Here is a 19,334-nt window from a genome sequence, read left to right on the forward strand (position 1 = left end):
ACAAAACACTAAATAAAACCCAGTAGCCAAAAAACCGAGGGGTCACGGGGAAATCATTTCCCCGTGCGGAGGGGGTATAAGGGGGAGGCAGTGCCTCCTCCTTAAATATTTCCCTTTATTTAACAAAAGTAATTAGCGACGGATCATAGCCCGCCGGACTTTCAAACCCAAGCAGATTGCACAGTGTGGCTGCTGAGTTACTAAGCCCGGGTTTATCTACTTTAGAAAGTTTATACTCGCCAGCAAAGCCCTGATCGTATATGATAAACGGCACAGGGTTTAGCGTGTGTGAGGTCTTAACCGTTCTCTTACCCTTTTTAATTGAAATCATTTCGTCTGAATTCCCATGATCTGCCGTTACAATCGCTATACCGCCAAGAGAGCTGACTACATCAAGGAGTTTCCCGACACATTCATCAACCGTTTCAACCGCTGTGATTGCAGCCTCCATTACACCAGTGTGTCCAACCATATCGCCATTAGCAAAGTTAAGCCTCACAAAACGATACTTGCCGGACTTAAGAGCTTCAGTGACTGCTTCAGTTATCTCATACGCTTTCATCTTAGGAGCCTTATCAAAGGTTAATTTATCGGATGGAATTTCCATGTATTTTTCAAGTTTTTCGTCTATATACCCGGAGCGGTTACCGTTCCAAAAATATGTCACATGGCCATATTTCTGAGTCTCAGATATTGCAAACATCGGGATGCTCTCCTTAGCAAGATACTCACACACAGTTTTATCTATCTGAGGCGGAACGACCAGATAATTTTTGGGTACCTTTGCGTCCGAGTCGTACTCCATCATACCGGCATAAAATACATCGGGAAAACGCCCTCGCTCAAACTTATCAAACTCCGGGCCTGAATCAAATGTCTTAGAGATTTCTATTGCCCTGTCTCCCCTGAAATTGAAAAATATTACAGAGTCCCCGTCCTCCATGCGTCCAACAGGATTACCTGCGTCATCAACCACGACAAAGGCGTCCATGTTCTGGTCGTCAATGTCTTTTGCGTAAGAAGCGTTAACGTACTCGGTACAGGACTTACAAGGAGTTCCGATGCCGTTTACATGAGCATCCCAGCCCCGTTTTACAATCCGCCAGTCGGCTTCATACCTGTCCATGGTGACGTTCATTCGTCCGCCTCCGGAGGCTATGACGTAGTGAAATCCGCGTTCATCCCGGATTTTTTTCAGCGCCTCCTCAAGAGGGGTGACGTATTCAAGTGCGGTTCTTGGCCCCACATCGCGACCGTCTAAAAGCGGGTGCACCCGCACTTTTTTGACTCCCACCTCGGCAAGTTTATTAATCATTGCGTATAAATGGCTGATATTTGAGTGGACGTTAGCATCTGAAAAGAGGCCTATAAAGTGAACAGCGCCGCCGTTTTTGCCGCGTTCTGCGATTTTTTGCCAAAGCTTACCGCTAAACACGGCTCCAGTGGCAAAGTCTTCATTTACTCGTTTTGCTCCCTGAGCAAACACACGGCCTGCACCGAAGGCGTTATGCCCGACCTCGCTGTTACCCATATCCTCATCCGAGGGTAGCCCCACGGCCTCACCGTGTGCACGAATCGAGGTAAAGAACTCACTCTTAAACAGTTTATCCAAAGTCGGCGTTTTTGCTAAAAACACCGCATTGGTTTCATCCTCTTTACCAAGTCCCACACCATCCATGATTATCATAAGAAGCGGGCCCTTTCGTCCGGCAAAACCCTTTAGTTTTTTTAATCTCTCCATGTTTATTACTATCCTCCTAATTTATTCGCATCTCTCTCAGTAGTTGAGATTATATAACAATTGCAGGCTAATTATAAATAGCTTTTTAACAGCATAAAAAATTTGAGAAAAAATTTCATTTAGTGTTAGTATAAAAAATGCAAACCGGGAGATTATAGGGATGGCAAGCGGCAGAATTTTTGTTGTTGACGATGAGGTAATAATATCTCAGGATATAACTGTAACCCTTAAGAAACTTGGGTATGATGTTGTTGGATCAGCCTCCACAGGGCAGGATGCTATAGATAAAGTATTAGAGTTAAAGCCGGATTTAATTCTTATGGACATACAGCTCATCGGAGATATTGACGGCATAGAGGCAGCAAGAGAAATTCATAACTATTACGACATCCCTGTAATATTTGTAAGCTCCTACTCAGATGATCAATTATTAAAGAGAGCAAAAGTGACAGGACCCTTTGGCTACATCCTGAAACCATTTGATGACAGGTCACTGTATGCCTCAATAGAGATGACTCTCTTTAAACATGGCATGGAAAAAAAGCTGAAGGAAAATTCCGAACGCTATGCGATGGCTTCAAGTGCCGGAGGGATTGGGATATGGGACTGGGATATTGAGTCCGGTGATGTGTTTATAGATACCAACCTGAAAAGAATGGCTGGTTACAATGAAGATGAAATAGAAAACTCTATGAGCGCTTTCTATAGCTTGATTAGTGTGGATGATACGATTTATTTTAAAACTGAATTACAAAAGGCAATAAGCCAGTGTATGTCAAATTTTGAAATCACGCACAAGTTAAAGCATAAAGACGGCACAGTCTTGTCAATGCTTGCAAGAGGTAAAGTATATTGCGGCAAGAGGGGCAAACCAACGAGGGTTATGTGTGCCGACATGGATATATCAAGGCTTACCGCCATAGAGAAAACGCTTAAGAAAACCGTCATAAAAGAGATAAAACAGAAAGAGTTTTTTAAAGCCATGTTTGAAAAAAACATAGCCGGTATAATCATCACAGAGATAAATGGTAGAATTACAAATTCCAATAAAACGTTTCAAAAAATGCTTGGCTATAAAGCAGGGGATATTGCCGGGCGCTTCGTTTATGATTTGACCCACCCTGAGGATATTGAAACGGCAAAGAACTTTTTTAATGAAATTCTTGTAGGCAACAGAAATCATTTCACGATGGAGGCGCGTTATTTGAGGAAAACCGGAGGGTACTGCTGGGGACAGATAACAGTGTCTCTGATTTACGGAGTGGAGAGCTCTCCTGCTAATCTCTTGTATATAGTTGAAGACATTCAGAGAAAGAAAGATTTAGAGGAGCAGTTTCAGAAAAAAACAAAGGAAATTAATCTCATCTTAGACTCAATACCTGCCTGTATATGGGTCTTAGACAGTGCCGGTTTGATAGTTAACGCAAACAGATATGCCGTTGAAAGTTCCGGTTCAACGCTGGATGAACTTAAGAGTACACCATTTTCAGAGGTTTTTACGGATATTGAAAGTTCAGAAATTTTTGATTTAATTGAATCTGGAAAACCACAAACTAATTTAACTCTTGGGAGAATGATGCCATCTGGCGAAACGAAGCACTTTCGCATGGATGCTATTCCCTATACGGATTCCGGAAACGGTATTTCAGGTGTGGTTGTATATGCGTATCCGGTTACAGAAACAACACAGAACGTTGCTGACGATACGACGATCACGTAGGCAGTGATAGCTGCTTATAGACACAAATAGCTCAAAAAGTATACCTTTGTAATTACTTCGCTATCCCGTAAAGATTCTATCCGCAGATTGCGCAGATTATCGCAGATTTTTTCATCTGCGTCTATCTGCGTCATCTGTGGATTACTCCTTACTTATATAAACTTACTTGGTTTTCTTAATGTAGAGTTCCCAATGGCCCTTATCTTCTACCTTAACGGAGTCAAAGCCAAAACCCTGTTTTTCTGCGTATTTTGGAATAGAGTCCTCGGCTGATGCCGGGGCATCGCACAGAACTTTAAGAAGTGTGTCTTTTTCCATCTTTTCGAGTTTTTTCTTTGTTAACACTAAAGGATATGGACAAACCCTGCCTAACACATCCAGTACCTCTGTGGGTTCCTCAGCTTTTAAATCACCCATATAATTTTACCTCCAAAAGCAATATTTTTTTAAAAATACATTAAGTGTACAGACGACTCTATTTCAGCCATTATCTCACTAAAGGGAACAATCTGGCTCATCATGTCTGCACCAAAGTCCTCAGCATCCATAATCAGGTCTGCCTCTGCTATGCCAAGCCTCTTGACATCCTCCTCACAAATCAACACTTTAATATCGGTAAGGAGTGCGTTTTTTATGTGGGATTCCATAGTTGAAACACCATAAGCCTCTGCGTTTTGGTTCCTCAAACAGTTTAAAACGCCGTTGCCGACAAAGGCCAGTACGGGCTCCACGTTTTCGTCCTCCTCAAGGTGTATTTCTACAGTCTGGCTTGCTATGCAGTGAGTCAGTGCCAGTCTTGAACTTTCTCCCTTATACGGTAACTTATCAACAACGAAAGCTATCTTTTTAATAGCCATAGCTTACTCACCTCCTATGTGAAGCACCCGGTCGGCTCCAAAACAACTGGCTAAATACCAATCCATGCTTTTTCTGCCAAAGCTGTCTATGAAGTCCTCTTTGTGATACCCTCTTGCCTCAGCACAGGCCTCACAGGCTACAACAGTCATCCCGCCTGCCACCAAATCAGTCATGGTTTTTTCAAGCGATGAGTAATCCTTAAAAGAACGCTGCCCTTTCTTTGCAAGCATGGTGCCGTTACCGGAAAGCCACATATCAACATCATGGCCTTTTTTTCTTGCGGCCTCGGCAAGCTTCACGGCAAAATCCAGCGTCATAGACCCCACAAGGGATGAAAAACATCCTATTGTTAATTTGCTCATCTTTTTCTGTTCCCCCTTATAGCCATATTAATTTTTCAAAATTGTTAAAAATCAAATCCACGACTCCGCCGTAATCCACCACTGTTACTCTCTTGTCCACCTTTGACGGATCAAACCCCCTTACCAGCAAATCCTCCGAAAGAGCATACACTTTCGTACCTTTTCCAAGAACCGGCGACGCCTGGCCGTTTTCATTGACCACTGCATTGTAAACGCCGTTTTGCACTAACACTATTCCCAGAAAATCCGCTTTCAGCCTTTCGAGGGTATCGTTTGTTGTGCCGTATTCACTTACAAATACTCCTAACTTCATAAATACACCCCCCTTATGTTTCAGTTTTATTTAATTACCTGAGTTCTTCCAAACAACCCTGTAATTAAAACAATTAAAACATAAAATTGTCAACACTAATACTCAAAAAATGTTTACTCAAAATAAAATTGTTCAAAAAAAGTATCCGTTTTTTCTCGGTAAGAAGCCGTATACTGTTCTGAAATATCATCCAGAGTCTCTAAGTAATATCCAGAGCTTACAGAATTCTATAGGTGTTTTCGTATCAGATTTGAATTTATACAGGATTGAGGATATTAATTAACAAAAAAGAAATGACTTTGGTCACCGAAACGGGGTTTAAGTTTGATATTTTTTTAAAATTAGTTGTTTTTTATTGTGATTTTTATAACTATTAATTTAATATATGGGCGTGGATGAATTATTTGGGGATATGAAATCCGAGGCTGCCAAAAGGATAGAAGAACTTAGTGAAAACTATGCTAAGCAAACCATAATAAACGAGCTCCTTGGTCTTCTAATGAAAAACATGACCCTTAAGGAGCAGCTAACCGAAACCTTATCCCTTATACTGAAAGCACCAGCACTCAATGTACAGTCCAAGGGCGCTATCTTTCTGTGTGACGACAACAAGCGCCAGATGCAGATGTATATAAGTAAAAATCTTGCACCTCAGCTTCTGGAAAAGTGCGCCACTATAGACTTCGGCTATTGCCTGTGTGGCAGGGCAGCAGTGGACAAAAAAATAATACATGCCCACTGTGTAGATGACCGCCACGATATACATTTCGACGGGATGCCCGAGCACGGCCACTATAACGTGCCGGTGCTATTTGAAGGCCATGTAATAGCAGTCATAGTCCTCTATATCGAACATGGATGTAAGCGGGACAACAACGAGGAGGAATTCCTCTACGCCATAGCAAACATCGTAGGCGGACTTATCAGACACAAGCAGACCGAGGATGAACTTATACAGGCCAAAGAGGCGGCAGATGCGGCAAACGTTGCCAAAAGCCAGTTTCTGGCAAACATGAGCCATGAACTGCGCACTCCTCTGAATGCCATAATCGGTTACAGCGACATGCTTGTCGAGATTGCCAGCGAAGAGGGGCACGAGGCGCTCAGAATGGATTTGCTCAAAATAAACACTGCCGGCAAACACCTCCTGTCCCTTATCAACGACATCCTCGATATATCGAAGATCGAAGCAGGGAAGATGGAACTGTACATGGAGGAGTTCTATATAGAAAAAATGATAAAGGATGTTTCGTCCACCATCGCGCCTTTAATGGACAAGAGAAAAAACACCCTCGAAATACACTGTGAAAAACATATTGGCGCAATGTATGCCGACCTTACGAGGGTCAGGCAAATTCTGTTTAATCTCCTGAGCAACGCCTGTAAATTCACCGAAAAAGGCCTTATCACGTTAAGTGCTGCTAAGAAGATGATAGACGGCGTTAGCTACATGAGCTTTTATGTCTCCGATACCGGTATTGAGACCGTTGCAAAATTCCCAAAATGTGGGAAAAGTATTTCCCAATTAATACCGAGTAGCAGCCTAAAATATAATAATGATGAGATTACCACGTCGCTATCGCTCCTCGTAATGACGGATAGGTACGCCCACGCACAGCCCACGCCGTCATTGCGAACCCCCGCAGGGGGTGTGGCAATCTCATCCTTTTTCTATAACATTTTGTTATATTTTTGAACTCAACTTTGGTGTTATAATATTTTTGCAACGGTCTCGGTATTGGTATGACTTCGGAGCAGATGTCTAAAATCTTTCAGGTTTTTACACAGGCTGATGCCTCAACAACGCGCAAGTTTGGTGGCTCAGGCCTTGGCCTTGCCATTACTAAGAGCTTCTGCAGTATGATGGGAGGCATGATAAGCGTAGAGAGCAAGCAAGGTGAAGGCACCGTGTTTAAAGTGTTGCTACCGACTACTCAAATAGTAAAAGTAAAACAACCGCCTCCACAAGAGCCGCAACGGCAAGTACACGATACTTGCGAGCCAAGTGTTTTAGTTGTGGATGACGACCCCGCTGTGAGCGATCTTCTGGAGAGGATGCTCACAAAGGAGGGGTTTAGGGTCTATACGGCTCTGGATGCTAAGACGGCGGTGCAGATGGCAGTGGATTTGAAACCCGACGTAATAACGCTTGACGTGATGATGCCGGGCAAGGATGGGTGGGCAGTACTGGAGGCAGTCAGAAGCGACCCTTGCGTGTCGGAGATTCCGGTTGTCATGATCTCGATGATTGACGAAAGGCAGATGGCCTTTGCTCTTGGGGCATCGGAGTATATCATAAAGCCTGTGGACAAAAAATGCCTCACCTCGATTCTTGCTAAATATAAAAAGATTCAACGCCCCAATCTTGCCTTGATAGTGGAGGACGACAAAAACGCAAGCCATCTCCTTTGCAGGATAATAAAGAGGCTTGGCTGGGAGGCGGATGAGGCGGAAAACGGAACCGAAGCCTTGAGGATACTTTCTTTGAGGATACCCGATATAATAATACTCGATCTGATGATGCCACAGATGGATGGGTTCCAGTTTATCGGAGAACTAAGAAAATCGAGACAATACTCCACTATCCCTATTGTAGTAAACACTGCCAAGGAGTTGACCATGGAGGATAAAATAGAGCTTGGCGGTAATATCGAAAGGATAATCCAAAAAGGTGGTGTATCAACAGGGGAGTTGACAGATATAATAAAGGGACTGCTTAGAAATAAAAGGGGAGGGACGAATGAAGATACTTCTGGTGGAAGACGATGAGACAAACTATGACATGCTCTCCAGACGCCTCATCAGGGTGGGCTTTGATGTAATTGGCGCCTCTGACGGTATCGAGGGGATAAACAAGGCTCAACAGGGGAATCCGGATATAATACTTATGGATATAAGCCTTCCTGTCATGGATGGTTTCGAGGCAACGAGGATATTAAAAAAAGACCCGGCTTTGAAAAATATTCCCGTCATAGCCCTTACCGCTCACGCAATGACAAAGGACAGAGTGGATGCAATCAATGCCGGCTGCAACGACTATGACACCAAACCAGTCGATTTCCAAAGGCTTTTAACGAAGATATCCGCCCTGACAGAGAAAAGCCGGGGGATTTGACCTTGTATCGCCAAAAGAGGCACGAGCTTTTAACTCCATTAAACCACATTATAGGATATGCTGAGATGCTCATAGATGACGCCGCCACAAACGGCACCAATCCACTGCACATCGAGGAGTTTAAGACCGTTCAGGAGCTTGGCATTCAGCTGCTGGAGACTGTAAACGAGCTGTTTCCAGGACATAATTATGACACCGCACTGGTGGATATTAAGAAGGTTGATCTGTTGTTTATCATACCGATTCAGATTTATATATTGTGCGAAACACAGGCCAGACTCAGCGGCATAGACTGCCAGACAAAGGATATAAAGACGATACAGAGCGCTATCGGGCGGTTCCTTAGCCTTGCCAGCGATGCAAAGATGACACAATCTTTTAAGGGCAGCAGTATTGGAGAGTCCACGCTGTCTCTCGTAGAGACGTATCTGTCACGAATAAACACCTCCGCGTTGTCAAACAACGTAGTGCAGCAGGAGGGAGTTGGCAAAAGCAGAATTCTTGTAGTCGATGACAATCGCTTAAACAGGGAAATCATCCAAAGGCGGTTGAGCAAGCTTAGCCTTGGTTCCGACTCCGCAGTCGATGGCGAGGAGGCGCTAATTCGGCTGACGAAAGACAAATATGACCTCATACTGCTCGATATAAACATGCCAGGCATAAACGGCTATGAAGTTTTGAGCCGTTTGAAATCCAACCCGGCGCTATGCGATATTCCCGTTATCATGCTCTCTGCCATGACAGATACCGAAAACGTCGTCAAGGCCATCGAGATGGGAGCGGAGGATTTTATCCCAAAACCATTCGAGTACGTGATTCTAAAGGCACGCATAATGTCTTTGCTTGTGCGTAAGTCGCTTCAAGACCAAAAAGAGGCCTACAAGAAACAACTTGAACAGATAAATCTCAATTTGGAGGATAGGGTAAGGACTCAGGTAAAGGAGCTTTCCAGCTCTCATCTGGCAATGATATTTGCACTGTCAAAGCTCGCCGAATCGCGTGATCAAGAGACAGGGGAGCATCTGGAGCGCGTAAAATCCTATTGTGATATGATTGCCAGGACTCTCAGTGTCTATGCCCAATACGACAAGATAATTGATGCAGACTTTATCGAAACGCTTGCTGAGGCAAGCCAGTTGCATGATATAGGAAAAGTGGGAATCCCCGACAGCATACTTCTAAAACCGGGGAAGCTCACTGCCGAGGAGTTCGGGATTATGAAGACACATACCACGATAGGGGCACAAACGCTGCGTAACGTCGAGCTCAAGCATGGTGGCAACCAGCTTGTAAGGATGGGAATAGAGGTAACCGAAAACCACCATGAAAGGTATGATGGCAAGGGCTATCCAAACGCTCTGGCTGGTGAGCAAATCCCGCTTTCAGCCCGGATACTTGCACTGTGCGATGTGTATGACGCACTGCGCAGCAAGCGATGTTACAAATTGCCAATGACGCATCTGGAGACGGCAGGTATTATAATAGCCGAGAGGGGGCAGCAGTTTTCCCCCGAAGTAATAGATGCCTTTATCGAATGTCATGAAGAGTTAGATAAAATATGGGTACAACTACACGGTTAGGGTAAAACAGACATAACCGCCAGCACCAATACTGCTTTGCCTATGCTATAAAACATACTCTCTTGTGTATCATTTTCCTTGAGTCCGTCCCTGCCGCTTGATTATAAACTTCCGGCAAGTTTTACAGAGTTTAGTTATTAGTTTGATTTAATGAGTAATTACCCCTGTCTTCATAATATTTTCTACCAATTGTGTCCACAGGTTCAATATTATAAAACTGTTTTTTAATCAGACCGGCTTCTTTCATCTTTTTAAAAAAGTCCTGCATTTTTTTTAACTCGGAGTTTTTCGAAAAGTCAGAGTTATTATCTTCTAATATTTTTCTTATTTTATCTGATGTATCCATATCCCTTCCTCTTAAAAAAAGTATTTAGAATGCATAAATAAAGGCACCTTAGCTCTAATTATATACTCACAGATGAAATCATTATAATCTCTTATGAGTGTCTTTAATTCTATTTTGTTAGAATAATCTTCTATTTCTAACTTTAAGACATCTCTCAAGGTTTTAATTCCGATAAATCTCCCGTGAGAATGCCATAATTTATTATCACCCAGTAACTTTGCAATTTCTTCTGCTCTCTCTTGCTTTTCTTTTTTTGTAACTTCCTTCCCCTTTTTCGATTGAGTTGTTTTGTGTATTTTCCAATCGCTGAATTTATACTTTACTAACCATTCTTTTAAGAGGGTAACGGTTAAATCTCTCGCTTGTTCATATTTTCTCAGAAGAGCCAAATCCATGTTCTGTAAAATCACAAATTCGGCAGATGTTAAAGTGTTTTGTTTTGATTTTTCAACTAATTCATTTGCCTTATCTAAGTAACCAAGTGCAGGGACAAAGGTGTTATTAATGTATACTTGTGGGTCTATAGGGCCTAAAGATGAGGAATAATCCATGTAAATTTTATCGCCGGACATACAAAAAATTGTTCCTGCAGATAGAGCATGGTCTGGAATTATAAAAAATATTTCCTGATAATGATGACGTATAATTTCGACCATTTTTTCTACAGTCTCTACACTGCCACCATTGGTATTAAGCATAATAGTTAATCTATTTTTACTATTGTTGTCGGATTTTAATTGTTCTATAAAATCCCTGAATGCTTTTAAATAACCAGGGTTAATGTCCCCATAATAAAAAACCGCGTCAGAACCAAAGTGTTCAGATAACTTTTCTAAACGCTCATCCAAAACCGTTTTAATAGTATGGTCAAAATTTTTCAAGTGGTTCGTCCTTTAATTATCTTAACTTAATTTTGTACGTGTGTCAATTATGTAATAGCATTTAATAGCTTTTAACAACCGATAAAATCAAATAAAACCTTGTTGAACTCATCCGGGGTCTCCACCATGGGGCTGTGGCCGCAGTTGGGAATGGTTACAAAACTGCAATTTTTAATGGCTTCAGCTGTTTTCATGCTCCCTTTCATTGTTACAAATCTGTCCAGATGTCCTTGTATAAACAGGGTTGGAGAGTTTATCATACCAATCCTGTCTGACCAGTCGGCATCAAACATGGCCTTAGAGTGGCTAATGTAGGTATTATCCGAAATTGCTTTTGCCTGTGTTACGATTTCCTCAAAAAAATCCTCATCTTTAAGTTTTGGCATCACATTTTTGATTGATTTTCTAAATACCTGCTCGCGTTTCCTTAACTGTCTGAGATTGTCCTCTCCATAACTATAAAATGCCTTAAACCCATGCATCGGTATGGAATTTACCAGCACCAGTTTTTCCACACGCTCCGGATAATTTATAGCCATCAGCTGGGCTATGCCGCCTCCCATCGAATGCCCTACAAGAGTTACCCGCTCTAAGCCCTCTGTTTTCAGGAAATTGTTAATAAGCAAGGCTAAATACTCAAGTGTTATCACAGCTTCAGTCTCTTTGGTTTTGCCACATCCGGGAAGATCCACTGCGTAACCCTCACATGGCGCTTTAATCTCTGACAGGGTCTTTTTCCACCATAGCGAAGAGGCAAGGTTTCCGTGTATAAATACAATTTTTTTGTCCCCTGAGCCAGCCTTTATAAAATGCAGGTCAGCCATGCGGAAAGTTATGGGACAGTTACTACCAGGTTATCTATCAAGCGGGTGGAGCCGATTTTCACAGCGATAGCAAGATCAACCGGTTTTCCGCTGTAAGACGCTACATGTAGCTCTGAAATATCATCCAGCGTCTCTGAGTCATATACAGAGCTATACTGAATTTCACTAATGTGTGCAGAGGATGTTAGCACCTGGTGCATAAATGTAGCAGCATCTTTGAATTTAACCAGCCGCTTTTCACTTATCAGTGACCCGGCTTCACGCAGCGCCCTGTAAAGTAAGGGGGCATCTTGTCTTTGTTCAGAGGTCAGATACGTGTTCCTTGAGCTCATTGCAAGACCGTCCTGTTCTCTTACAGTTTCACAAAATCTGAGATTAACCGGCATGTTCAGATCGTTTACCATTTTCCTTATTACCACACACTGCTGATAGTCTTTGAGTCCGAAGTAGCTGCTGTCTGGCATCACGGTGTTAAAGAGTTTAGCTACGATTGTTGCAACGCCACTGAAGTGTCCTGCTCTGTAAGCGCCGCATAACCTGTTGGAAATTCCCCTTACCTCTATAAAAGTAGCAAACCCCTCACTGTACATATCTGTGGCTTCAGGTAAAAACAGAGCGTCAATGCCAGACTGTTCAAGTTTTTTAAAATCGCCGGCAAAATCTCTTGGATATTTTTCAAAATCCTCCCCTGCGGAAAACTGAGCCGGATTAACGAAGATGCTTACCACGGTAAGGTCATTTTCCAGCTTTGAGGCTTCAATCAGACTTATATGCCCACTGTGGAGAGCCCCCATTGTAGGCACAAACCCAACAGTCTTACCCATTTTGTGTTTCTTATGTGACCACTGCTGCATAGCAGCTGGAGTCTTTAACGATTCAACCACTGCGGTTATTTTACGTCCTGTGCCGCATTAATTTTGCTCTTACTGCCCACTATGACTAATTGATAGTTGGTGTCATTCAGATACTTTAATGCAACACGTTTGACATCCTCTTTGGTTATGCCGTTAATGTAGCCTATGTAGCGCTTATCGTAGTCAAGTCCCAGTCCGTAAAACTCGGTCTGAGCTATAAAAGTTACAACTTTATCGGTCGTATCGAGGCGTCTGGGAAAGCTGCCGGTTAAGTATGACTTTGCATCACTAAGCTCTTCATCCTTTACAAGGGTTTCTTTCATTATTTTTATTTGCTTTAAAATTTCAGTAATGGTAGTTTTGGCAAATTCATTTTTTGTCTGAGTAGTTACCCTGAAATCTCCGCCGTACTTGTAAGCAAGGAAGTGTGAGTGAACATCGTAGGCAAGCCCCATATCGTCCCTTATGGTTTTAACCATTCTTGAGGCAAACCCTCCGCCGCCTAAAATATAGTTCATTACGCTAATTGTATAGTAGTCTGGATTGTCGCGTTTGATACCGGTTGTGCCAAGTATTATGTTTGCCTGGGTTATGTCTCTGTCGATTAGTGTGACGTTTTTCTTTGTGAGATACTTTTCCGGCTTAAGTGCACCACGCTCTTTAACATGTCCTTCTTTCCAGTTGCCCATGTGCTTATCTAACAACGCTGCAATCTCATCGTAAGTAATATCACCGGCTACGGCAAGAATGCTATTTGACGGAACATAGCGCTCATGGTGGAAATTAACCAAATCCTGCCGCTTTATGGTATTAATAGTCTTTGGAGTCCCGGTTGAGAGCCTGCCGTATGGGCTGTTTCCATAAACCTCCGAAATAAATGCCCTATTTGCCACAAAATCCGGGGATTCCTCCTCTTGTCTCAAAGCGCCAAGAATCAATTCCTTTTTTTGGCTTAATTCTGACTCTGTAAATGCTGGATGCATTACACAGCCGGCAAAGATTTCAAATGCTCTGCCGAAGTCTTTTTTAAGAGCAGAAAGTCTTATAGAGGTATAATCAGCTTCTGAGTTCACCTCTAAGGAGGCGCCCATAAACTCTATCTCCTCGATGATTTCCTTAGATGTGTGTTCCTTAGTGCCCTCAAGCAGCATCTCGGCAACAAGGTGGGACAGCCCCGCTTTAGCTGCCGGCTCATCCAGCCGTGAGGCTGCAACAATCATTTCAAGCTTTACTATTGGGAGATTATGCCGCTCTGACACGATAACCCTTAACCCATCCGGCAAAACCTCCCTCCGTGCCTCCACACCCTCTGAGACGTCAGGCATAAAAGCACCTGCAGTTAAAACAATAAGCATTGCTGCTGTAAGGCAGACACTGTTTGTCACTGATTCTGCAATCCTTGTGCGTACTGTGTTGTATATGTTAAATACCGGTTTTTTAATTTTCATACCACATTTCTCCTGTTAAAAATATTACTCTGGTATCAGAACTCCAACAGTTCTGTTTGTCGGCACAAGGTATTTCTTTGCCACCCTCATGACATCAAGAGCAGTGACCTTACTGATTTCCTTAAGGTACTCGTCCTTAAGCCTCCGGTTTCCAAGCATCTCGTACATACCAAGAATTTCAGCCTGAAAGAAAATTGAGTCCTGTCCCATTATAAAGGTGGATTCAACCATGTTTTTTGCCTTTTGAAGCTCCCGTTCTGACAGAGGCTCCTCCTTAAGCTTCTCAAGTTCCATATCTAATGCTTTCTCAAACTTGTCAACGTCGCCAATATTTTTGGTGGTTCCTCCCACATAAAACAGGTATGGATCAATGTACAGACCGCTGTAGGAGGCAAAGGCGTTAAAAGCAATTCGCTGTTCCTTTACGAGATCACGGTAAAGGCGTCCACTTTTACCCGACAGCGCTATAGTTAACACATCCACTGCGTAGCTGTCCTTATCAGGCACGGAGGGCACGTGGTAGGCCATGACAAGATACGGTAGTTTAGCCTGTTTTTTAAGGGTTAAGCGTTTTTCTTCTGTCTGTGGTGGTTCAGTTACAGCCACAGGCTCTTTGGCCGGACCTCGCTTGATTTTCCCAAAATATCTATTAATCTTTTCCATGATTTTATCAGAGTTAACATCACCGGCAATTATTACAACCGCATTGTCCGGACTGTAGTACGTCTTATAGTAACGGTAAAGCTCATCGCGGGAAATATTTTCTATTTCTTTCATCCATCCAATTACAGGATTGCCGTAAGGGTGACGTGTGAAGGCCTTGGCGTTAAGCTTTTCCAACAGGAGGTCCTGCGGGTCGTCGTCGGTCCTCAGTCTGCGTTCCTCCATAACCACCTTTCGTTCCGAGTTGACATCCTCCTCTCTTACAAGAAGGTTGGACATCCTGTCAGCCTCCATCTCTACAGAGATGTCTATCCTGTCTGAGGCCACAGTCTGGTAGTACATGGTGTAGTTTTTCGTTGTGAAGGCGTTGTCAGTGCCGCCGTTTTTCTGGATAAGGTTAGAGAACACCTTAGAGCCATAGTTTTTGGTCCCTTTGAACATCATATGCTCAAGGAAATGGCTTATACCGGTCTTTCCGGGTTTTTCATTTCTTGATCCAACCCTGTACCACACCTGAAAGGTTGCAATCGGGCTTCTGTGGTCCTCTATGATTATTAACTTAAGGCCGTTTGAAAGAGTATATGCTTTTGTGTTGTCTAAGCTTTCTGTGTCTTTAATGTAACCGGATTTCTCACGATTTTCTTCTAAACCTGTACATGCAAATAGAGTTAATATAAGAAGGAGCAACGTTATAAAAATGAAAAATTTGTTGCAGGGATTTGACTTATTCAGTTTGTGAATCACTTTCATTGATCACCTCTTGTTTTTTAGTCAGTTCGATTTTAACTTTGGCTACCCTTGTGTGAACAACCTCAACGACTGTGAGTTTCATATCGGGCAGCTCGATTGTCTCGCCGCATTTGGGAATTTTCTGAAGAGTGGTCAGAACAAACCCGGCAAGCGTGTCATATTGCGGAGACTCGGGAAGTTCTATCTCATAGTCGTCTTTTAAGTCCCTGATGTTAATAGAAGCATAGACAATGTAGGTGCTGTTGCCTAACTCTATTACAGGCTGTTCTGTGTCGTGCTCGTCTCTGATTTCCCCTACAATTTCCTCAAGGAGGTCTTCAATTGTGACAATTCCTGTTACAAGTCCATGTTCATTAACAGCTATAGCCATGTGCATGCGTTTTCTTCTCATATCTGCCAAAAGCGTGCTTATCATGAGGGTCTCAGGTACATAAAAAGGCGGCCTTAGTAACTTCCTAAGATGTATCTCCCGATGTTTTGAGAGCATATTACAGACGTCTTTTGTGTGAATAATGCCAAGTATGTTATTTATCTCTTTACTATAGACAGGGTAACGTGAGTACTGCTCCTCGTAAATCCTGGCAAGGACGCTCTCAAGCGGATCATCAAGGGACAGTGCCACTACCTGGCCTGTGGGCACCATGACCTCCTTGACCGATATATCGGTAAACTCAAACACGCTTTGAATAAGCTCCTGTTCGGTCAGTTCAAAAATTCCCCTTTCTTTACCCTCCTTAATGAGCAGCTTTATCTCCTCCTGAGATATTAATGCCCTGTCCATAAAGGCGGTTTTACCAAATGGTTTTAGAAGCAGGTTGGTGCTGGCAGAGAGCACGTTAACTACAATTGAGCTTATTTTAGAAAATGTTGCGATAGGCTTAGCCACAAAAAGGGCTACTTTTTCCGGAAACATAAGGGCAATGGATTTGGGAACTAATTCGCCTAAAATCAAAGTCAGATATGATGTCACACAGATGACGCTACCAATAGCCAGAGGTTCTGCCCACCCTGATATAATCTGAATTGGCACATCTGCAATCACAGGCTTAAGAGCTTTTATAGCCAACACACCGCCTAATGAGGAGGCCACAGCCCCGCCTATTGTGACGCCCACCTGAACTGTTGCAAGAAATCTGTTTGGATTTTCTATTAGAGTGAGCAAAGTCTTTGCTGACCTTCCGCCCTCCTTAGCAACAGTCTCTATCCTTGCTTTACGAGAGGTAACTACTGCTATTTCAGCGCTGGCAAAAAAGCCGCTGAATATTATAAACACTAAGACTAATAATATTTCTATCCACATATCAGAACTTTAATCACGCTCCCCGGTATAAAAACCGCTCCGGTATAAAAACTGAACCGGTATAACAACCGCTTTTGCCAGTTAGATACAAACAGAGCTTTCATTGTCAAATCATTCTTGTCTGAGTGCCGCCGCCCCTGCACTTTGTTGTTAAATTATAGCCAGCGGATCTATCTCCGGCACATGCACTGTGTGAGCCACCACAGGGTTATTATAAACTTATGTCAAAGAAAAATCCATAATTTTTTAGTGGCATGGCTGACCCATGCCGGATAATTAGAAAATACTAAAAAAAATAATTTTTTTTTAATTAAAATATTTTATAATGCTATTGACGTGTGGGAAATGTGTATTCCTTTGCAAGGCCATGGGAATTATGATTGGAAACAATAAATGAGGAAATATAAATGCTGATAAGATGCTGGGGTTCAAGAGGTTCGATACCGGTATCAGGTAAGGAATATCTGAAATATGGGGGGGATACGACCTGCATCGAAATTATGACAGACAGCGGTGAAAGGTTAATAATTGATACTGGCTCTGGAATCAGAGAGTTAGGCAAAAAAATGATTGACGAAAATCAAACAAGGTTTCATATTTTCTTTACCCATTTTCACTGGGACCACATCATGGGGTTTCCTTTTTTCAGGCCGATCTACAAAGAGGGTACGCAAATTGATTTTTATGGATGCGTGTTTACTAAGGAAACTATAGAGGAGATGATCTCAAAGACCATGGTGTCGCCAAATTTCCCTGTTAATTTTAATGAGGTAAAAGCTGAGTTTAAATATACTGATCTTTGTAGCGGCACTTTTCAAATAAACTCAATGACTATAACCCCAATTCATCTCAGTCATCCAAACAAAGGACTTGGTTATAAATTTCAGGAAAACGGCAAAACTTTTGTATTCATAACAGATAATGAGCTGCGGTATAAACAACCCGGAGGGCTGGATTATAAGGACTATATGGAATTTTCAAAAGGGGCGGACTTGCTTTACCATGACTCAGAATACATCGAGGAGGAGTACGCTGAAAAGATAACTTGGGGACATTCCATATACACTGATTCGCTTAAGCTTGCCATAGAGGCCAATGTGAAAAGCTTCGGTTTATTCCACCATAATCAAAACAGAACAGACGATGAAATAGACGCTATGGTTGAAAATTGCCGGGCACACATAAAAAAAAATAATTCCTCTACCACTTGCTTTGCCGTGGAAAAAGGCAGCGAAGTAGAGCTGTAATAGAATTCAGTAAGATTTTCTTACGTCCTTTACAAAGAAATTATTATTTATCCGCACGTGTTATAAAAAAAACATATGAATTACCTACCCAAAAAAAACGTTCTAACTGGGAACTGCGCTGTTAGAGAGGTATGATAGGAAAAAAGGACACCAAAGTCACTCTACTTGGCATTAATAAATGACTTGACAAATTTAGATTATGCCATTTATTATTGAAGTGGGCGATGGGTGTATTCTTAGACTTCTACTACTTTGGTGGCATCCTCTAAAAAGATGTCTGTTGTTATGCGGCAACGATGTGAGGGTGATTATTAACAAAACAGTTTTAGGAGGAAAACACTGGATGGTTAAAAGAATTGAGGAGTACGTAAAAGGTAATTTTACTGCGCCTGCTGCAATATTTAATCCTATTTATATTTTGGCTTTTCTATTTATGCTGATAATGGCTTTTCGCTTAGTGCCTATCGGTACTGATGCGTACAGTTATTTTACAGCTAAGAGAATAGGATATGAGCACAATGCAAAAGAAAATGTTGGTGCACAACTGCCTGGGCCTGGCTTTAGAGGAGGCGGAGGAAAAAACTATTATGCAGCGTTTTCAGGAGCCACATCAACTAGTGCACTGTATATATTTAAAAACGGTTTCGGCGATGGCACTGTAACGGCAAACACAGGCACTATAAGTTGGACAGGGCCAAAAGGAATTCTCAGATCACAGACTACAGGTGCACAGATTACACTAACTGCAACGGCTTCGTCTCAGTCAATCTTTTCGTCATGGAGCGGGTGTAACTCTCTTAGTGGGAATCAATGCACTGTAAATTTTGCACCCAGTGCTATGGTGACAACTAATTTCAATGAGTCATCATTAGGAACTGCTGCAAAAACCGTCAAATACCAATTGCCATTCTTACATTCCGATACAAACAACGTTGTTTACTGCTTTCTCTCAAACTCCATATCTACAGAAGTAAATGTTGGTTTTCAGGTAACCAGCAGCGCAGCAGCGCCCACTTTGGGTATGACGTCATTTAGCTCAACTGTTGGTGGAGGTATAACTAGAATGATCCGGTTTAATGGTCAGTCCGTGTACTTAAACATCGGAACAACAGATGTGAGTATAAATTTAGCTCAAGATGTTGGAACTTCTAATGCCTATGGTGGTACGCTTAGGGTTGTTTCAACCACCGGAGAAGATGTCAACTGCAAAAGCGTAGGCTTGTCGTGTTTTCAGGGAACAACAAGTCCTAAGAGGAATATTGCTGGCTATCTGTGTGTGGATGACAGCACCTCAGGCCCCGGCGGCTTAAGGAATTTAGCAGACTTCTAAGA

Annotated in this window: 19 protein-coding genes; 7 read left to right on the forward strand and 12 right to left on the reverse strand. The window is 42.5% G+C overall.

Features of this window, described 5'->3' with window-relative positions; all coding sequences use genetic code 11:
* Positions 1-115 precede the first annotated feature (115 nt).
* Positions 116-1,741, reverse strand: a complete 1,626-nt coding sequence (locus HQK88_08900) for a 2,3-bisphosphoglycerate-independent phosphoglycerate mutase (protein ID MBF0616919.1) — start codon at positions 1,739-1,741, stop codon at positions 116-118.
* 160 nt (positions 1,742-1,901) lie between these two features.
* Here HQK88_08900 and HQK88_08905 point away from each other — a divergent pair, with 160 nt between their 5' ends.
* Positions 1,902-3,461 carry a PAS domain S-box protein gene (locus HQK88_08905; GenBank protein ID MBF0616920.1) on the forward strand — a complete coding sequence of 520 codons (1,560 nt, stop codon included), beginning with the start codon at positions 1,902-1,904 and terminating at the stop codon, positions 3,459-3,461.
* Between the two features lie 162 nt (positions 3,462-3,623).
* Here HQK88_08905 and HQK88_08910 read toward each other — a convergent pair whose 3' ends face one another.
* From HQK88_08910 to dsrH, 4 genes are read right to left on the reverse strand one after another with little or no spacing between them, the layout of a single operon-like run.
* Entirely contained in the window at positions 3,624-3,878 is a 255-nt protein-coding gene (locus tag HQK88_08910) for a sulfurtransferase TusA family protein (protein ID MBF0616921.1), read from the reverse strand.
* A gap of 29 nt (positions 3,879-3,907) precedes the next feature.
* A complete protein-coding gene (locus tag HQK88_08915) occupies positions 3,908-4,318 on the reverse strand; it encodes a DsrE family protein (protein ID MBF0616922.1) in 411 nt (136 codons plus the stop codon).
* Between the two features lie 3 nt (positions 4,319-4,321).
* The gene (locus HQK88_08920) at positions 4,322-4,681 is read right to left on the reverse strand and encodes a DsrE family protein (GenBank protein ID MBF0616923.1); all 360 of its coding nucleotides are present in this window, start codon (positions 4,679-4,681) and stop codon (positions 4,322-4,324) included.
* A 16-nt stretch (positions 4,682-4,697) separates the two neighbouring features.
* Complete coding sequence (dsrH, locus tag HQK88_08925; protein MBF0616924.1) at positions 4,698-4,994, reverse strand: sulfurtransferase complex subunit TusB; 297 nt, start codon at positions 4,992-4,994, stop codon at positions 4,698-4,700.
* A gap of 499 nt (positions 4,995-5,493) precedes the next feature.
* Here dsrH and HQK88_08930 point away from each other — a divergent pair, with 499 nt between their 5' ends.
* The 4 genes from HQK88_08930 (at position 5,494) to HQK88_08945 (ending at position 9,689) form a co-directional block, all read left to right on the forward strand.
* Positions 5,494-6,690 carry a hypothetical protein gene (locus HQK88_08930; GenBank protein ID MBF0616925.1) on the forward strand — a complete coding sequence of 399 codons (1,197 nt, stop codon included), beginning with the start codon at positions 5,494-5,496 and terminating at the stop codon, positions 6,688-6,690.
* Between the two features lie 62 nt (positions 6,691-6,752).
* A complete protein-coding gene (locus HQK88_08935; protein MBF0616926.1) occupies positions 6,753-7,763 on the forward strand; it encodes a response regulator in 1,011 nt (336 codons plus the stop codon).
* A complete protein-coding gene (locus tag HQK88_08940; protein MBF0616927.1) occupies positions 7,735-8,109 on the forward strand; it encodes a response regulator in 375 nt (124 codons plus the stop codon). The genes HQK88_08935 and HQK88_08940 overlap by 29 nt, the downstream gene beginning before the upstream one ends.
* A gap of 65 nt (positions 8,110-8,174) precedes the next feature.
* On the forward strand, positions 8,175-9,689 hold the full coding sequence (locus HQK88_08945) for a response regulator (GenBank protein ID MBF0616928.1): 1,515 nt from the start codon (positions 8,175-8,177) through the stop codon (positions 9,687-9,689).
* A gap of 130 nt (positions 9,690-9,819) precedes the next feature.
* On the opposite strand, the gene HQK88_08950 is transcribed toward HQK88_08945, so the two are convergent.
* The 7 genes from HQK88_08950 to HQK88_08980 form a co-directional block, all read right to left on the reverse strand.
* On the reverse strand, positions 9,820-10,035 hold the full coding sequence (locus tag HQK88_08950) for a hypothetical protein (GenBank protein ID MBF0616929.1): 216 nt from the start codon (positions 10,033-10,035) through the stop codon (positions 9,820-9,822).
* An 11-nt stretch (positions 10,036-10,046) separates the two neighbouring features.
* On the reverse strand, positions 10,047-10,916 hold the full coding sequence (locus HQK88_08955; protein MBF0616930.1) for an ATP-dependent Clp protease proteolytic subunit: 870 nt from the start codon (positions 10,914-10,916) through the stop codon (positions 10,047-10,049).
* Between the two features lie 71 nt (positions 10,917-10,987).
* Positions 10,988-11,740 carry an alpha/beta hydrolase gene (locus tag HQK88_08960; protein ID MBF0616931.1) on the reverse strand — a complete coding sequence of 251 codons (753 nt, stop codon included), beginning with the start codon at positions 11,738-11,740 and terminating at the stop codon, positions 10,988-10,990.
* 8 nt (positions 11,741-11,748) lie between these two features.
* The gene (panC, locus tag HQK88_08965; GenBank protein ID MBF0616932.1) at positions 11,749-12,594 is read right to left on the reverse strand and encodes a pantoate--beta-alanine ligase; all 846 of its coding nucleotides are present in this window, start codon (positions 12,592-12,594) and stop codon (positions 11,749-11,751) included.
* Between the two features lie 35 nt (positions 12,595-12,629).
* Positions 12,630-14,042 carry an insulinase family protein gene (locus tag HQK88_08970; protein MBF0616933.1) on the reverse strand — a complete coding sequence of 471 codons (1,413 nt, stop codon included), beginning with the start codon at positions 14,040-14,042 and terminating at the stop codon, positions 12,630-12,632.
* A 24-nt stretch (positions 14,043-14,066) separates the two neighbouring features.
* Complete coding sequence (locus HQK88_08975) at positions 14,067-15,455, reverse strand: insulinase family protein (GenBank protein MBF0616934.1); 1,389 nt, start codon at positions 15,453-15,455, stop codon at positions 14,067-14,069.
* Complete coding sequence (locus HQK88_08980; GenBank protein MBF0616935.1) at positions 15,430-16,755, reverse strand: HlyC/CorC family transporter; 1,326 nt, start codon at positions 16,753-16,755, stop codon at positions 15,430-15,432. Before HQK88_08980 ends, HQK88_08975 begins: the two co-directional genes overlap by 26 nt.
* A 407-nt stretch (positions 16,756-17,162) precedes the next feature.
* On the opposite strand from HQK88_08980, the gene HQK88_08985 reads away from it, so the two are divergent.
* Both HQK88_08985 and HQK88_08990 read left to right on the forward strand, forming a co-directional pair.
* Positions 17,163-18,002, forward strand: coding sequence for an MBL fold metallo-hydrolase (locus tag HQK88_08985; protein ID MBF0616936.1), 840 nt, complete (start codon positions 17,163-17,165; stop codon positions 18,000-18,002).
* 343 nt (positions 18,003-18,345) lie between these two features.
* Complete coding sequence (locus HQK88_08990; GenBank protein MBF0616937.1) at positions 18,346-19,332, forward strand: hypothetical protein; 987 nt, start codon at positions 18,346-18,348, stop codon at positions 19,330-19,332.
* Positions 19,333-19,334 lie beyond the last annotated feature (2 nt).

Source organism: Nitrospirota bacterium, from assembly GCA_015233895.1.
Classification (GTDB): Bacteria; Nitrospirota; Thermodesulfovibrionia; order Thermodesulfovibrionales; family Magnetobacteriaceae; genus Magnetomonas.

Bases quoted from the DNA above. Each gene is read 5' to 3' on its own strand.
- HQK88_08900 (MBF0616919.1), bottom strand. From the start codon at position 1,741: ATGGAGAGATTAAAAAAACTAAAGGGTTTTGCCGGACGAAAGGGCCCG.
- HQK88_08905 (MBF0616920.1), top strand. From the start codon at position 1,902: ATGGCAAGCGGCAGAATTTTTGTTGTTGACGATGAGGTAATAATATCT.
- HQK88_08910 (MBF0616921.1), bottom strand. From the start codon at position 3,878: ATGGGTGATTTAAAAGCTGAGGAACCCACAGAGGTACTGGATGTGTTA.
- HQK88_08915 (MBF0616922.1), bottom strand. From the start codon at position 4,318: ATGGCTATTAAAAAGATAGCTTTCGTTGTTGATAAGTTACCGTATAAG.
- HQK88_08920 (MBF0616923.1), bottom strand. From the start codon at position 4,681: ATGAGCAAATTAACAATAGGATGTTTTTCATCCCTTGTGGGGTCTATG.
- dsrH (MBF0616924.1), bottom strand. From the start codon at position 4,994: ATGAAGTTAGGAGTATTTGTAAGTGAATACGGCACAACAAACGATACC.
- HQK88_08930 (MBF0616925.1), top strand. From the start codon at position 5,494: ATGAAAAACATGACCCTTAAGGAGCAGCTAACCGAAACCTTATCCCTT.
- HQK88_08935 (MBF0616926.1), top strand. From the start codon at position 6,753: ATGTCTAAAATCTTTCAGGTTTTTACACAGGCTGATGCCTCAACAACG.
- HQK88_08940 (MBF0616927.1), top strand. From the start codon at position 7,735: ATGAAGATACTTCTGGTGGAAGACGATGAGACAAACTATGACATGCTC.
- HQK88_08945 (MBF0616928.1), top strand. From the start codon at position 8,175: ATGCTCATAGATGACGCCGCCACAAACGGCACCAATCCACTGCACATC.
- HQK88_08950 (MBF0616929.1), bottom strand. From the start codon at position 10,035: ATGGATACATCAGATAAAATAAGAAAAATATTAGAAGATAATAACTCT.
- HQK88_08960 (MBF0616931.1), bottom strand. From the start codon at position 11,740: ATGGCTGACCTGCATTTTATAAAGGCTGGCTCAGGGGACAAAAAAATT.
- panC (MBF0616932.1), bottom strand. From the start codon at position 12,594: ATGCAGCAGTGGTCACATAAGAAACACAAAATGGGTAAGACTGTTGGG.
- HQK88_08970 (MBF0616933.1), bottom strand. From the start codon at position 14,042: ATGAAAATTAAAAAACCGGTATTTAACATATACAACACAGTACGCACA.
- HQK88_08975 (MBF0616934.1), bottom strand. From the start codon at position 15,455: ATGAAAGTGATTCACAAACTGAATAAGTCAAATCCCTGCAACAAATTT.
- HQK88_08980 (MBF0616935.1), bottom strand. From the start codon at position 16,755: ATGTGGATAGAAATATTATTAGTCTTAGTGTTTATAATATTCAGCGGC.
- HQK88_08985 (MBF0616936.1), top strand. From the start codon at position 17,163: ATGCTGATAAGATGCTGGGGTTCAAGAGGTTCGATACCGGTATCAGGT.
- HQK88_08990 (MBF0616937.1), top strand. From the start codon at position 18,346: ATGGTTAAAAGAATTGAGGAGTACGTAAAAGGTAATTTTACTGCGCCT.